The sequence below is a fragment of the Lentzea sp. NPDC092896 genome (assembly GCF_044754905.1).
In the GTDB taxonomy this organism is placed as follows: Bacteria; Actinomycetota; Actinomycetes; order Mycobacteriales; family Pseudonocardiaceae; genus Lentzea.
On sequence record NZ_JBIVPX010000001.1, the window covers coordinates 390,034 to 403,315 of the forward strand.

The 13,282-nt window shown below is 66.2% G+C and carries 13 protein-coding genes; 7 read left to right on the plus strand and 6 right to left on the minus strand.

The features are described 5' to 3' along the window. Positions 1–37: 37 nt before the first annotated feature. The 4 genes from ACIQF0_RS02120 to ACIQF0_RS02135 all read left to right on the plus strand — a co-directional run bounded on the left by ACIQF0_RS02120 (position 38) and on the right by ACIQF0_RS02135 (position 3,061). Positions 38–580 carry a hypothetical protein gene (locus ACIQF0_RS02120; protein WP_401023554.1) on the plus strand — a complete coding sequence of 181 codons (543 nt, stop codon included), beginning with the start codon at positions 38–40 and terminating at the stop codon, positions 578–580. Between the two features lie 249 nt (positions 581–829). Then, the gene (locus ACIQF0_RS02125) at positions 830–1,000 is read left to right on the plus strand and encodes a hypothetical protein (RefSeq protein ID WP_401023555.1); all 171 of its coding nucleotides are present in this window, start codon (positions 830–832) and stop codon (positions 998–1,000) included. After that, positions 970–1,845: a formyltetrahydrofolate deformylase gene (locus tag ACIQF0_RS02130; protein ID WP_401023557.1), complete on the plus strand. Its 876-nt coding sequence runs from the start codon at positions 970–972 to the stop codon at positions 1,843–1,845. Before ACIQF0_RS02125 ends, ACIQF0_RS02130 begins: the two co-directional genes overlap by 31 nt. A gap of 13 nt (positions 1,846–1,858) precedes the next feature. Next, on the plus strand, positions 1,859–3,061 hold the full coding sequence (locus tag ACIQF0_RS02135; RefSeq protein ID WP_401023558.1) for an AbrB family transcriptional regulator: 1,203 nt from the start codon (positions 1,859–1,861) through the stop codon (positions 3,059–3,061). A 142-nt stretch (positions 3,062–3,203) separates the two neighbouring features. Here ACIQF0_RS02135 and ACIQF0_RS02140 read toward each other — a convergent pair whose 3' ends face one another. Next, positions 3,204–3,434, minus strand: coding sequence for a hypothetical protein (locus ACIQF0_RS02140; RefSeq protein ID WP_401023560.1), 231 nt, complete (start codon positions 3,432–3,434; stop codon positions 3,204–3,206). 490 nt (positions 3,435–3,924) lie between these two features. Between ACIQF0_RS02140 and ACIQF0_RS02145 the strand changes: the two genes are divergently transcribed. Further along, positions 3,925–4,506 (plus strand): GNAT family N-acetyltransferase, encoded by a 582-nt coding sequence (locus tag ACIQF0_RS02145; RefSeq protein WP_401023562.1) that lies wholly within the window; start codon positions 3,925–3,927, stop codon positions 4,504–4,506. 159 nt (positions 4,507–4,665) lie between these two features. Here ACIQF0_RS02145 and ACIQF0_RS02150 read toward each other — a convergent pair whose 3' ends face one another. The 4 genes from ACIQF0_RS02150 to ACIQF0_RS02165 all read right to left on the minus strand — a co-directional run bounded on the left by ACIQF0_RS02150 (position 4,666) and on the right by ACIQF0_RS02165 (position 7,880). Continuing rightward, positions 4,666–5,754: a hypothetical protein gene (locus tag ACIQF0_RS02150; protein WP_401023563.1), complete on the minus strand. Its 1,089-nt coding sequence runs from the start codon at positions 5,752–5,754 to the stop codon at positions 4,666–4,668. Further along, complete coding sequence (locus tag ACIQF0_RS02155) at positions 5,751–6,338, minus strand: hypothetical protein (protein ID WP_401023565.1); 588 nt, start codon at positions 6,336–6,338, stop codon at positions 5,751–5,753. The genes ACIQF0_RS02150 and ACIQF0_RS02155 overlap by 4 nt, the downstream gene beginning before the upstream one ends. A gap of 61 nt (positions 6,339–6,399) precedes the next feature. After that, positions 6,400–7,131: a hypothetical protein gene (locus tag ACIQF0_RS02160; protein WP_401023567.1), complete on the minus strand. Its 732-nt coding sequence runs from the start codon at positions 7,129–7,131 to the stop codon at positions 6,400–6,402. Then, positions 7,128–7,880, minus strand: coding sequence for a hypothetical protein (locus ACIQF0_RS02165; protein ID WP_401023569.1), 753 nt, complete (start codon positions 7,878–7,880; stop codon positions 7,128–7,130). The genes ACIQF0_RS02160 and ACIQF0_RS02165 overlap by 4 nt, the downstream gene beginning before the upstream one ends. A gap of 754 nt (positions 7,881–8,634) precedes the next feature. On the opposite strand from ACIQF0_RS02165, the gene ACIQF0_RS02170 reads away from it, so the two are divergent. Beyond that, positions 8,635–9,234, plus strand: a complete 600-nt coding sequence (locus ACIQF0_RS02170; protein ID WP_401023571.1) for a hypothetical protein — start codon at positions 8,635–8,637, stop codon at positions 9,232–9,234. 16 nt (positions 9,235–9,250) lie between these two features. Here the strand turns inward: ACIQF0_RS02170 and ACIQF0_RS02175 are convergent, their stop codons facing one another. Continuing rightward, positions 9,251–10,177, minus strand: coding sequence for a hypothetical protein (locus tag ACIQF0_RS02175; protein WP_401023573.1), 927 nt, complete (start codon positions 10,175–10,177; stop codon positions 9,251–9,253). A 1,107-nt stretch (positions 10,178–11,284) separates the two neighbouring features. On the opposite strand from ACIQF0_RS02175, the gene ACIQF0_RS02180 reads away from it, so the two are divergent. Then, positions 11,285–12,520 carry a hypothetical protein gene (locus ACIQF0_RS02180; protein ID WP_401023574.1) on the plus strand — a complete coding sequence of 412 codons (1,236 nt, stop codon included), beginning with the start codon at positions 11,285–11,287 and terminating at the stop codon, positions 12,518–12,520. Positions 12,521–13,282 lie beyond the last annotated feature (762 nt).

Sequence of the window (13,282 nt, forward strand, 5' to 3'; positions counted from 1 at the left end):
GTTCGCACCGCATGACGTTCCGAAGGAGTAGCTCACTGTGCTCGAGGTTCTCGCGCAGTCTCTGATCACTGGTGTTGTGGCGCTTGGCGGCCTCATGCTCGCGGCCAGACTGCAGCATGGCTCCTTCGCCGAAGCCCGGAGACTTAACCAGGAGAACCGCGTGTTCGAGATCGCCGTCGAGTTGATGACGGCCATAGACGCCCACCGTTTCGCGATGTGGGAGCTGAAGGAGTCACAGCACGAGGCGCGCGCCGACAGCGCGCACCGCACTCGCACCCAAGACACCCGCCGAGCGATCACGGGACCGCAGATGAGTCTGCGGGTGCTCTGTCCGGCCCTTAGAGCCTCTGCCGACGCGGCAGTCGCGGCTACCTACGCGATGCACAAGAGCGTGGACATCGACGACCTGAAGGCGCGGCGCGTCACTGCTATCGCGGCCGCCGACAACTTCCAGGCCGAGGCCACTGCCTTCTTCGCCGCGGTCGGCATCGGCGTCCCCGTTCCGGGAGACGACCGCTGGTCGCCATCTCGAAGCCTTGTGCCATCGGACAAATCAGTCAGCGACCTCACGGCTCCGTAGCACGACGTGGCGGGGCCCTGGCGCCGTCGAGGGATGGCGCCGGTCCACAGCACTGGTGTCCGGATCGCACACGTGCGCCTCCTCGTTCAGGTACCGGCCGTCTGGCACGTCTGCGGAGTCACGCAGTGCAGTCGAGCGTCTTCATGTTGTTGCAGGTGAAGCCGCTTCTCGCAATCTTCCTCTTGATGTCGTGACTCTGCGTGTCGGGGGCATGAGGGTGGGTACTGAGCAGCGATCCAGGGGGACAACGTGAGTAACAAGCGAGTTCGGCGGGCCGTGATCGTCATCGGGGCGTCCGTGGCGATGGCGGGGGTGGGGGTGGTGCTGACGGTGGGAGTTGTCAGCACCGCGACGCTGGTGGCGATGGCGTTGCCGAAGCCTCTCTTTCCGTGGTCGCGATCCGCGAGGGGCGCGGCGTGAGCGGCCGACACGTGCTGACCGTGGTGGCGCCGAGTGCCACGCTGGCCGGGCTGGTACGCACGGTGGTTGGCACCGACGCGCTGGTTGGGCCCGAGGCGGAGATCGAGACCCAGGTCCGCGGGAGCTCTGGTTTTCTACGTGGCGAGTTCGTCGCGGGTTCTGAGGCCCTGGCCGCCTTGGAGCGCGACCTCGCCGTGTTCTCGGCTGCGCACCGCGCGGTGCGATGGACCGTTCATCGGCACGACCGGCGTCCGAGGATCCTGGTGCTGTGTTCACAGCAGGGCCACGTGCTGACGCATCTGTTGTCACGGCACGAGGATGGAGTACTGGGCGGCGAGATCGCCGCGGTGCTGTCCAACCACGACCGTCACGCAGCCAAGGTACGGGCACATGCCCTGAAGTTCGTCCACATCGGATGGTGGGCACAGGACAAGCAGGCCGCAGAGCGAGAACTGCTCGCCCTGGTCCGCGAGTACCAGGTGGACCTGGTCGTCCTGGCGCGCTTCATGCAGGTGCTGTCGGGTTCACTGTGCGACGAGCTCGCAGGCCGAATCCTCAACGTGCACCACAGTTTGCTCCCGGCCTTCGTCGGAGGCCGGGCCTACCACCAAGCACATGACCGGGGCGTGCGGCTGGTCGGCGCGACCGCGCATTTCGTGACCGCCGGCGTCGACGAGGGGCCGATCCTCGTTCAGAAGGCGGTGCCGGTCGGACCCGGCGCGAGCAGCCCCGGCGCCTTGGCCGAAGCAGGTCGCGACGCGGAAATGCTGGCGCTCGCCGAAGCGATTCGCTTGCTGTGTGCGGGACGCGTCATGCCGCACCGGGACCACCCGGTGATCTTCTGATGGCGGTGACAGTGTGAACAGTGCGGGCGCGGAATCGGGGCTGCGGCGAGTATCCAGGCGTATCCCAGCGGTCGCGGCGGGGCTGGCGTTAGCGGGCGTCTGCCTCGTCCTCTCCCGCGTGGGCGAGGTCCTCGGGATGCCGGCTCCCCAGTTGCTGATCGCGACGGTGGCGGGTGCGGCCGTGGCGGTGCTGAGCAAGGCGGAGAGGGCGGCACCCGCACGGACAGCACGTGCGTCTCACGCGTTGATCGGCGTGCTGATGGGCAGTTATCTGCGCCCCGAGGCATTGCAGGACGCCACCGAGATCGTGCTCGCATCACTGGCTGCCACTATCGCCACGATCGTCGTGTGCACGCTGACGGCGTTGCTGCTGGCCCGCCTGTCGGCGGTGACAAGGGTGGACGCACTGCTCGGGTTGGCGCCTGGGGGCTCCGCTTCGATCATCGCGAGTGCGAGTGAACTGGGCGCCGACGCGTGGCAGGTCGCCTGTGCGCAGTACCTGCGCGTCGCGATGGTGGCGGTCACGGCCCCTCTGCTGGTCGTCGCGGTGACCGCGCACACGCAGCCTTCTGCCCCCGCGCAGCACACCTTCGCCTGGCCGGACGTGGCTCACGTGGTGGAGCAACCGGGCGGCATCGCCCCGCTGCTCGTGCTCACCGCGGTGTGCGTTCTCGGTTCGCAACTCGGGACCAAGCTGCGCCTTCCAGCACCCGCCCTGCTGGGCTCGGCGGTTCTGACCGTGGTGGTCACCTTCACCGGCACCGCGACGGGCTTCGGACCCGACGGCGTGCTTCAGGACGTCGTCCTGGTGATGGCGGGGCTGGAGGTCGGGCTGCGCTTCAGCCGCTCACGGCTTCGCGCGACGATCTCCGTACTCCCTCATCTGGTCATGGCGATCGCCGCGGTGTGCGTGGCCTGCGGTGGGATTGCCTGGGTCTTCGGCTCCGTGACCGGTGTGGGTTTCGTCCACGCCTATCTGGCGACCACGCCTGGCGGCATCACGGCCGTGCTCGCCGCCACCGCGTCGATGGGGACCGACATGACGGTTGTCTCCACGGCCCAATGCGTGCGACTGATCGTCGTCGCCCTGGTAGTGCCGCTGCTGATCCGGGTCTTAGCGCAGTGGCGGACCCACGATGCTGCCGTGCACTCCGTAGTGGAGAACAAGACCGCGTCGAAGGCTTCGTCGCCGCGAGTCAGCTTGTCTGCCCGCTGAGGCCCGCGGCGCACCACTCACCACACCCCACGAAACCGGACGAGTCCGAGTCGCCTTCATGACGCCTGCCTGATCACGTTGGTGCGGTTAAAGATCGAGTGAACGGAGCGCAGCGACCGAAGGCGGCGTTCGCGTTCGGCCACTACGGTGCCACGGCCCCAAGCGAGCCAACGAGCTGGTCTGTAATGGGGAACGGATCGCCAAGACCCGCGAGCAGCTGGCGGCACGCGACGAAGACTTCGTGCTGCGCCCAATCGCCGGACGTCATGCGGCCCGAGTCGATGCGGTTCTGCCACTCCGCGGCGTCGCTGTCGACCTGGCGCGCCAGGTCCTCGATCGAGAGCGCTTGTGCTCCGTGCAACGTCAACAGCATGTCGTTCCCTTCATCGATGCGGAGCTCACGCCCACGACACGGGTTTGCGAAAGCAACTGTAGTCGAGGTGGGTGCGGCGCGGTCGACCCGAGCCGCGAAATCCCAATCCATGTTCCAGAACGGGCATCGGCTAGTGGTTGTTGGCCTGTGAATTCGGGATTCGTCGTGTGAGCGGTGACTGTCCGGCCGCCGCGTGACATCGTGCTTGTGCAACAGCCGACGCGGCGGCGGCCGAGAACGTCGCCGGCCCGACCACAGCGTCCAGGAAGGCTGGACGATCTTCGTGGCCGTTCGGCGTGCCGATGGTGTTTTCCCCCGCCCGCGCCATGCGCGCGTCGCAGCCTGCCTGAGGTTCGGCGGATAGGGGGAGCGCCATGATCGTGAACGACGGACCACCGACCAAAGTAGACGAGCGCGTTGCCAGAGCGGGGACGCTCTGGCTGGAGCAGCCCGAAGTCTCGGCCGCTTGCACCGGCGTGGCCGGTGCGGCGTGAAGGAGACCGCGCCCAGTGCGACGAGCACCGCAGCGGTCGTCGTGCGGCGGCTCGCCGTCACAGATCGGCCGGGGGTGCAGCGGATGCTCGGGCGGTGCTCGCCGAGAACGCTGCAGCAGCGCTTCGCCGCGGCGGCCCCGGCGCCGCACTGGTTCGCCGACTCGGTCGTGAGTCACTCCGCAGTGATCGGGATAGGCGCGTGGTGCGGTGACGACCTGGTGGGTGTCGGGTCCGTCCACCTGCGCGAAGACGCACCTGAGTTCGCGATCCTGATCGAGGACACGTGGCAGCGTCGACGTGTGGGAGCGCGCCTGATCCGTGCGATGAGCGACCAAGCCGTCGCGACAGGGTGGCACCACGCCGTCGTCGAATTTCTCGTCACCAACACCGCGGCGCGAGCACTGCTGTTGAGCAGCTGCACACACGTGTGGTTCTCGCCGCCGGATGCCGGCCTCGTGTCGGGACTGGTGTTGCTGCGCTCGCGTGCAACACCGCCTATCGATGACGGCTCCACGGAGCGGCTCCCTGGCCGTCCTGCATGTCGGCGTCCTGGGCCCGAAGACGGGCGCAACGGCTGACAATTTGAAGAAGGCCCGTACGCCTGGGAGACATACGAGCCATCCTCATGCACGCGCAAGTCGATCAATGTGTCGCCAGGTGCGTCGTGCCGCGGTGACATTTCATCGCGTCGTGCGACACACGTCGTCGCCGCGACTTACCGCGGGGCTCCGCGCTGATCATCGAGTGACCACGGCTGCGCCAGCGGGCACAGTGGCCAGCGCCTGACACAGCGCCGCTGGTAGGGGTACGCAGCCGGTGCCATCGAGCGAGCCGAGTGCTGAGGTGGCGGGAAGGCCCGGCACGCTGATTCCTCCCAGGGGCCCGGTACACATGCGGTTCGCGTTGACGGCGATGGGCAGCAGCGGCCGCAGGAACCACGGCACCCCGTCAACGCTCGCGCCGATGGCGACGAAGGTGCGGCTAGCGGACCGTCCGGTTGTGGGATGTCCTGATGCGGGGTGGCCGAGAACAGATCGCTCGGGCTTGGTGCGGCCGAGCTCAGCGAGCACGGTCACCACGCCAGTGGCGGCGTTGAGCTCGATGCGCACACCGGCATTGGCAAGCTGCACCGTGGGGTTCAGGTGGATCCATCCCGCAGACGCGGCACCGTTGCTGTGTGGCCGCGCTGGCAACAGAACCAGGGCCCAGCCAGGTCGGCGGTCGACAACTGGTACCCACGTCGGTGAGAGCATCTGCCACGGTGGCAGCATCGCGACGGCCGGGCCGCCTGGCTCCGCGTAGATCGCGACCTCGACGGTGGGATGCAGCACGACCGAGCCGGGCTCAGCGCCTGGCGCCGGATCGCGCAACACTTCGGGCACCGCCGCCCCCACCACTGCGGCCGGCAGCGCGGCGAGCGCCCTGCCGCCGAGATTCTGGGGAGGTACCGCAGCCGGGTCTTCTTGTGCCGTAACTGGAATCCGCTCTGAGACCGGAGGCGCCGGTGTGAACGTCGTCGTCGGCGGCGTCACGGGTTCCGTCGGCCCGGCCGCCGGGGTACCGACGCCGGGCTGACGCAGCAGAATGGCCAGGAGCGCGATCAGAATGCCACCCAGCAGCAGGTTCACCGTCGCACCGCGGCGCCACCAACCCACCAGACGCAGCCAGATCGCCCGCAGCACCAGTGTCCTCGTCGTGAGCGGCCTCATCGGCCGGGTCTTCTCCAGCTCTGTCTCCGGCACCGCCTGCACCCGCACGCCGGTCGGATCGGCGAGGGTGCCACCGCCGGAGATCACGGCGACGCCGTCGCCGAATCGTCCGCTCACGGCGTCTTCTCCGCGATCGCTGCGGCGATCATCTTGGCGATCATGCATGTGTCGACCTGGGGGAAGCGCCCGTTGGTGATGCTGACGCCCGCCGAGCCATTCGCCAGTGGAAGCAGCGCCGTGCAAGCGGCCTCCTGGCTCGCCTTGTTCGTACTCGCCTTGAGCAGCCCTGTTTTCGGGCCGAACTGCGTGGGCTGGGAGTCCTTGTGATCGGACTGCGTCGTCGACATCAATCCTGGTTTCGCCCAGGCGATCAACACCATGAAGTTGCGACCCTGCTTCGGCGCGACGCCCTGTTCGGTGGTCACGACGCTCTTGTCGCCGTTGTCGTAGCGGCACGCGGTGCTGAAGGCATCCTCCTTGCCCGGGGCACGCAACTTGGGTTTGGTGTTCTCGGCGGAGCGCACCTCGGGCGGCATCGCCTCCCAGCCGACCGTGCACGGGTCGAACGCGGCGTTGACCGACTTGGCATCCACCCGCGGATCGAGGTCACCCAGCTCGATCGTCTTCCGGTCCTGGGTCGCGACCGCGGCGTGCGACACGGGCACTGTGGACAGACTCACGGCGCTGATGGCGGCGATCATCATCGCCACCCGCCCTGCGTTCCTGATGTTCATGATCTCCCCCGAGATGTAGGACAAAGGCTTACGGAAAAAGGACTTTGAGGAACTCGGTCACGACCGGATCGCGCATGACGTCCAACTTGGACCGATCGACCTTCGCCTCGGTGGGCTGTCCGCGTGGCGGCCGCATGCTCTGCCGAATCCGCAGTGCACCGGCCTTGGCGACATCGCCCAGCACCGCGACGTTCAGCTCCTCTTTCTCCCGGCCTGTGCCGTTGGCGTCCTCTTCCGCGCCGACCCGCATGACGGGCTTGCCGGCCAGCGTCAGCTCGGTGACCATCGCCGCGGTGTCCTTGCGCGAGCGCAGAATCTGCAGGTCGCGGGCGATCGTGTCGGTGGGCGAGAGGTAGACCTGGACCTCGATGACGGGTGCGAACTTGCCGTCCGGGGTCTTCGCGGTGTCATCGGAGCTGATCGTGCAGGCCTGGCCCTCATCGATCACGCGGTAGTGACCGCTACCGAGGTAGCGCTCCCACACCGAGGTCGGAACCGCCGAGCACAGCATCTGCGCTGTGACCAGCGGGTCCTGCTTCGCCTGCGCAAGCAGTTCCTCGCCGCTCTTGGGCTTGGTGTCCTTCCACTCCACGCACCGGTCGGGACTTGTGCTGCGCGCGCACGCGCCGCCGCCCGTCGTCGTGCTCTCGCCGGACGGATCGGACTGGGGCGCCGGTGTGCCGGACACGATGCTGGTGCAGCCGCCGAGCAGAGCGGCCAGCGCAGAGATCGCGAGCGCGCGGGTGTGGCGGCGGTTCATCGCTTGGCCACCTTCGCCAGGATCTTCTTCGCGACCTCTTCGGCGTTGTCGCACGTCGCGGTCTGCACCCGGATCTGCTGGGTGAGATCATCGTCGTCGACGCGGTTGTCCTGGTCCACCCTGATCTGGTCATCCCAGACGATGTACGTGGTGCACCCGAAAGAACCCTTGGACAGCACGGCCTTCCGGCCTTCGACCGTGATCTCACGCGCGGCGTCGTCACCGGCCCGGACCAGCTTGGACGGATCGGTGTTCATGCTCCACAGCACGCTCACCTCAGGCCGGCCAACGCCCTTGTCCCGCTTCTGCGGCGCGGTCACCTTGCCCGAGCGCGCAGTGCACGCCATCGGCCCGGACGTCTCGAGGTAGCCCTCCTCGAACATGTCCAGCGTCGCCGCGGCAGCCGCACAGGGATCGAGCTTGACCAGCGTGAGCTCCGGCTTCGTACGGCCGGAACCATGCTTGGGCATGTCCTGCCACACCGGCGCCAGCTCGGTGACGTACTGCCTCAACACCTGACACGCAGGCTTCGCGGGAGTGTCGCTCGACGCACTGGCACGCACCTGCACCGCGTACTGGTCGTCGATCGGCTTGGAGATCTCGCAGCGACGCTCGTCCTCGGAGACGAACACGTCCATCCCGCCGAGCTTCTCGGGCGCGTCGTTCTTACGCGCCGAAGCGTCGTACGCCGCGCCGACTTCGAGGTAGAACGTCCAGGTCGACTTGAACTCGCCCTGGTGCATGCGCATCGTGCACTCCTGCAGCCCAGAGCTCGAAGGGACGAGTTCGTCTCCTTGATCGCCCGTGACCTTCTTCGCCGCGTCCGGGTCGTGCAGACCGCACGCGTCGATGGCACGGTGCTTTCCGTCAGCAAGGGCCTTGGCGCGGTACGGCTCCGATACTCCCGCCTCGACCTGGTACTCGCCCTGCTGGGCGTGTTCTGCAGCTTGCTGTTGAACGCCGCCAGGCGCTGTGCACGCTGAAGACAACAGCGTGGCAGCGATGAGTGCAACAAGCGTCAAACGCCTGCGCTGGAACATGATCCCCCCAGATCTAGGTCCACAATGGATCAGGTAGGCCGTCTGTCTTTACTCTCGTGTCGTGCGGATCGAACGCGACCGGACGCAGCGAGCCAACTCGCAAGGCCTAGGCGCGTTGTAGCCGTGGGCGTCCTCAGTGGATCGCAGCGCGCAAAGTCCCTGCGTTCCTCAAGGTTCACGCTCACGCCGGCCCGCTTGGCCATGGCCGGCGCAGTCTTCTCATCCGGCGCAAGGGAGACGTTGAGGCAACAGTGAGGTGACGTCAATCGCTCGGGGGTAAGAATCCGAAAGGCCCTGGTCTGGGTGGTGGTGAGTCCTCCGCAGTCCAGGATCCGCATACTTTCGCCCAGGGCTTGGAAGTCCGGCTGTCCTGGAGTCATCCTGTCCTGAGAGCAAGGTCAGAGTGACGCGAGCTCCGTTCACGGCTGAGAGACTGGCCGTGCCGTGCTTAGGGGGATCAGGAATGGCGGCGGCGACAGCAACGACGCACGGCGGCGGTCTGAGTCCAGGAGAAATCGACCAGCGCGACCGGCTCATCAAACGCGTGTGGAACACAGACGACTTGGGCACAACACTTGCAGAGCAATTTGGGAGCCCGCTGCGCTTCAGCGTCTCTGATCAGCAGCGACGTCGACCGTCCATCCTCGAGAGTCAGGCCCTATACCTTGGCACGACAAGATCGGGCGACGTCCTCGCACGCAGCGGCATGTTGTGTCCGGCGATCCATGCAACAGAACCGTTGCAGGTCGCCACTGTCAGGTCAGTAGTCGTGTGGAACCGGTTGCCGTACAAGGCCCGGCTTGCGCTGCAGAATGACGACGAGCTTCCGTTAGGTGCGGCTCTTCGCCGATATGGTGTGCGTCGGCACACCGATGAGGCTGTGCCGTTGGACATCGTCGACGATCACGGCAAGCAACAGCTGCTTCGTGTGCGCGCACGGCTGACGCTTCCCGGGACAAGGCCTGTCGCAATCGTGGACGAGATCGTCTACCTCGAACTGCTTCGCCGTCCCCGGCGCCCGGCCGACACCCGCCGATCGGAGACCCCCGTGGCAGCACTTTGACGGCATAGCCTGACGCTCAGCGCCGAAACGGCCTGCGCGGATCCCTCGGCTGCAAGTTCCCTGAGGGAGCGAACCACGTCGATGAGTAGAAGTCATGCAGCTTCCCGAAGTCATCGTGTCCGGCTCCGCCGTTGCTGCAGAGCACACGAAAACGGCTGTCGAGCCTCAAAAAGTCTTCGACCACCGTCCAGGCAAAGTCCTCCGCGTGCTGAGGGAGGCTCCTGAACTCACCGTTCAAGCCGGCCCAACCATCCTCGACCGCGTCCTCCCCGGTGAGGATGGCCAGGTGAAGCAACAACGTCTCCGCGAGGCAACGCGGTAGAGGTGGCCGCCCTGTTTCGAGATCTGCCGCGAGATCGTCGAACGAGCGCGCCACCTGCCTGCGCCAGATGGCATCTCGCTTCCATGTCATCAAGGGAAGCTTGTCGAACACCATCCAGTGCACGCGATGGTCGACGGGCGTGTCTCCGTGTGCGAGCACATCATCGAAAGCCTGATCAGCGAGAAACACGAGCACTCGCCACAAGACCGCCGCTGAACGGGGTGTCAGCTGAAAGGCATCGCACCTGGGACATGAAGATCCATTGCATTTGCATGGTGCGAACAGCGAGGCGAAGTCTGGTACGGGCGTTTTGGCGGAGCCGTCTCGTTCAGTCTCCTCAACCCAGTGTGTTGTACTGCCGATCTGGATGAACGCTTGATCCAAGACGCTCTCAGGATCTGCGAGCAGCCCAATCGCGGCGACAGCATCGCTGGCAACTTCCCGACGCTCGGCGGCCCGTGCATCGTCCTGCGTCTGCCCACGTTCCGTGTTGACAACGAAATGCATCGCGTCGATGTGCGCTGACGCTGCTTGTCGCAGGGCCTCAGCGTCGACCACCTCAAGTTCGATCTCCGCAGTGAGCCTGTACCAGCGCGAAGCGCTCAGGTCATCGTCACGCATAGGCACGAGCCTAGAGCGTTGGTTCTCGGCCGGCTGCGAGCGAGGGCGCCAGTCCTGATTGCCAGCCGACCCGAACGCCACCAGCCCTGGCGACAAGCCAGTGAATGTCTCCAGTTCTGGTGCCGAGTTTGACCGTTGTCCGCCGACGCTGGTGTGCACTGAAGGTGGCGAGTCCGCGTCCGTGCGTCCACTGCATCTGCCTCGCCAGCGCTGGTGTGCATGCTCTGCAACTCACCAGCGCTGGAGAAGTGGTCAGCGAGCGGCTCGGCCAGCGTTGGGAAAAGGATTGCGAGCCGTTCGTCAGCGCTGGTGCGTGTTCGGCAGCTGCCTTCCTTGCGCTGACCGCTTGGTTCATCAGTACGCCAGCGCTGGCTGGTGGTCGGCAGGTGACTCCGCCAGCGCGGAAGTGCGCTCGCGGCCGCCTCACCAGATCTGGTGCCGCATGTGACCGGTGTCTGCTGGGGTGTTGCCGTTCTTCGCTGGTGCCCGCCAGCCTCGGCCAGCTGATCCGCAGCTTCCTCACTGCTGGTGTGCGTCCACGGCAGCCACCTCGCCAGTTCTGGTGCCGAGTTTGACCGCTGTATACCAGCGCTCGTGGTCAGTAGCCGAGATCGTCGATCTCGCCGGCCACCTGTACCGATTGCTACCCGAGTTCCCCGGTCGAGGTCCGGAACTGGCCCAGCAGGATCAAGACCCCGGAGCAGCTCGCGCGAGATGAGCAGAAGGCCGAGCGGGCGAAAGCGGAGGCCGCGAAGGCGATCACGGCGTCTGGCGGCCTTCCGGCGCGGACCTAGCACAGCGGGTGATCATGACCGAGTTCAGCGCACGACGCGAGTACTGCGAGCTGCTGAGCTACGCCCGGTACCTGGCCAGCGCAGCGTGGCCGGCAACCGGCACGCCGTTGCGGAGCACCACGAGGACGCGGGCCTCATCCTGGCCGCTCTCGCAGCGACGCACGACCGCACCGAGGATGACCTGCGCGAAGAGTTGGCGCCAAGGTCGAGGCGAGGTGGAAGCGCGAGCACAGCACGTGGGGTTGAGCAGTGTCGAGGTGCTACCTCCGCCTACGCTGCCCCGAACGGACGAGCGGCGTAGGTGGAGGTAGCCATGGCGGAGTTGACGCTGGTGCTGGAGACGGCCGACGGCACCTTCATACGGCGCATCCCGGATGCCTCGCCGTTGCCCGCAGATGACGAGCGGGGGTACGCGGTTGAGGACGCTTCCCGCCGTGCCGCCTCCGTATTCGGCATGCCGGATTTCGTGTTCCTGCCGAAGCAGCAACGCAACGGCTCCGGCATGCGCGAGCTGGGTGACGGGATCGTGATTGTCGGCTCCCGTGCTGCCGTGCTGCAGATCAAGAGCCGCGAAGAGGCTTCCTGCAGCGTCGCGTCCAAGGAGTCCTCTTGGCTCACCAAGAACATCGAGAAGGCTCACAGGCAGGCGAACGGAACGATCCGACGCCTGACCAACACTCCCGCGATCCTGACCAACGCCAGGGGGCGGTCGATCATCGTTGCCGGGGCCACCTACCAGTGGCTGTCGGTCGTGATCGTCGACCATCCTGAAGTGCCGGAGGGATACCTGCCTCCATCAGGACAGGGCAACACGCCGGCGGTTGTACTGATGCGGCGAGACTGGGAGTTCCTGTTCAACCATCTCTACTCGACCAGCGCGGTGCTGGCCTACCTGCATCGCGTCTCCGGCGAACGGGTGAAGCTGGGCGGTGAACCGCGTCGATACCACGAGTTCGCGTTGGCAGATCTTGAAGCGGAACCTGATCCCGTCGCTCCTGAGCTCGCCGGACTCGGCCCTGCGGTGTCTACCGCACGAGCACCCCTGAACCCGGCCGGACGCGACGACATGGCGGCTCACCTGCTGTTGCGGGTCATCATGGAGGACATCGCGCGTACTCCGCTCGAGGAGGAGCGGGAGGCGGATCGGATCAAGGTTCTCGCCGAACTCGACAGTCTTCCGGTTGAAGCGCGGACCGAACTCGGGCGGACGCTGCTGGGGTTCATCTCCGCTTTGGGCTCGTGGACAGGGGAGGGGATTCGCACCGAAACCCGACTTGTCGCACCCAATCCTGATGCGTTCACCCCGATGGTTTTCATGGTCGCTTCGCAATTCAACGAGGATCTTCGGCACCATTTCCACAGCCGGGTGGACCTTTTCCACTACGACCTGCACGGCCGTGAGGCCGCCGACCGGCAGGGCGTGGTCGGCGTGCTGCTCACTCCGAGCCATCGGCTCGAGCGGTTGTGGGATACCACGATGTTCGCTGTGGGCGGCTCACACGGGTATGAGCCCGCTGCGATGGAGGAAGTCCGCGCGACCTTCGCGTAGCTGTACGAGCCTCGACGAGGTACGCGCGCGAAGCGCTCGCCGACGAAGATGGAGCACCGGTGATCTCCTGCCACCTGTCGGTCAGCCGATCCGCGGCGTTCGCCAGTGCTGGTGTGTCCACAGCAGCCACCTCACCAACGTTGGTGCCGAGTTGATCGTTGTCGGCCAGCGCAGGTGCGTACTGAAGCGACATGTCACCGCACGTGTGTCCACGGCAGCTGCTTCGCCAGTGCTGGTGTGTTGTGAAACCGCTCCACCAGCACTGGAGGAGTGGTTCGCCAGTGCTGGTGCGTGTTCGGAATTCACCGCTCCTGCACTGGTGGAGTGCTTCATCAGCATCCGCCAGCTCTGGTGGGCGTGCCGCAGGTGGCTTCTCCGGCCCTGAAGCGCGCTGTGCCACAGCCTCGCCAGACCTGGTGCCTTACTCGACCAGCGTCCGCTGGGTGTTGCCGTTCTTCGCTGGTACTCGCCAATGCTGGATCCGTCGCGGCAAGGCGGGGAGCCAGGACTGGCGAGATAGGTCTTGGGCTCCCGTCCCTGACAGACCATTCGGTCGACAGCGTGATCGATCCGGTGCTGGCGTTCGTGATGGCTGTGGGTGAGCTGCTCTCTGCTGGTGTGGTGAGAGCCTTTGTCCTCCGTTGAGAGGTCACGGGTCGACGTCATCGATCAGCGCCTTGGAACGTCTCCTGCGTCGCTCGCGGCTGATTCTCGCGACGGCTGCGCCACCACTTCCGGCGAGTGCGGCGATTCCGGCGACAA

What these genes read in the sequence shown, in the direction of transcription:
- ACIQF0_RS02170 (WP_401023571.1), top strand. Translation starts at nt 8,635, where the DNA reads ATGGCGGCGGCGACAGCAACGACGCACGGCGGCGGTCTGAGTCCAGGA.
- ACIQF0_RS02165 (WP_401023569.1), bottom strand. Translation starts at nt 7,880, where the DNA reads ATGCGCATGCACCAGGGCGAGTTCAAGTCGACCTGGACGTTCTACCTC.
- ACIQF0_RS02175 (WP_401023573.1), bottom strand. Translation starts at nt 10,177, where the DNA reads ATGCGTGACGATGACCTGAGCGCTTCGCGCTGGTACAGGCTCACTGCG.
- ACIQF0_RS02155 (WP_401023565.1), bottom strand. Translation starts at nt 6,338, where the DNA reads ATGATCGCCGCCATCAGCGCCGTGAGTCTGTCCACAGTGCCCGTGTCG.
- ACIQF0_RS02160 (WP_401023567.1), bottom strand. Translation starts at nt 7,131, where the DNA reads ATGAACCGCCGCCACACCCGCGCGCTCGCGATCTCTGCGCTGGCCGCT.
- ACIQF0_RS02180 (WP_401023574.1), top strand. Translation starts at nt 11,285, where the DNA reads ATGGCGGAGTTGACGCTGGTGCTGGAGACGGCCGACGGCACCTTCATA.
- ACIQF0_RS02140 (WP_401023560.1), bottom strand. Translation starts at nt 3,434, where the DNA reads ATGCTGTTGACGTTGCACGGAGCACAAGCGCTCTCGATCGAGGACCTG.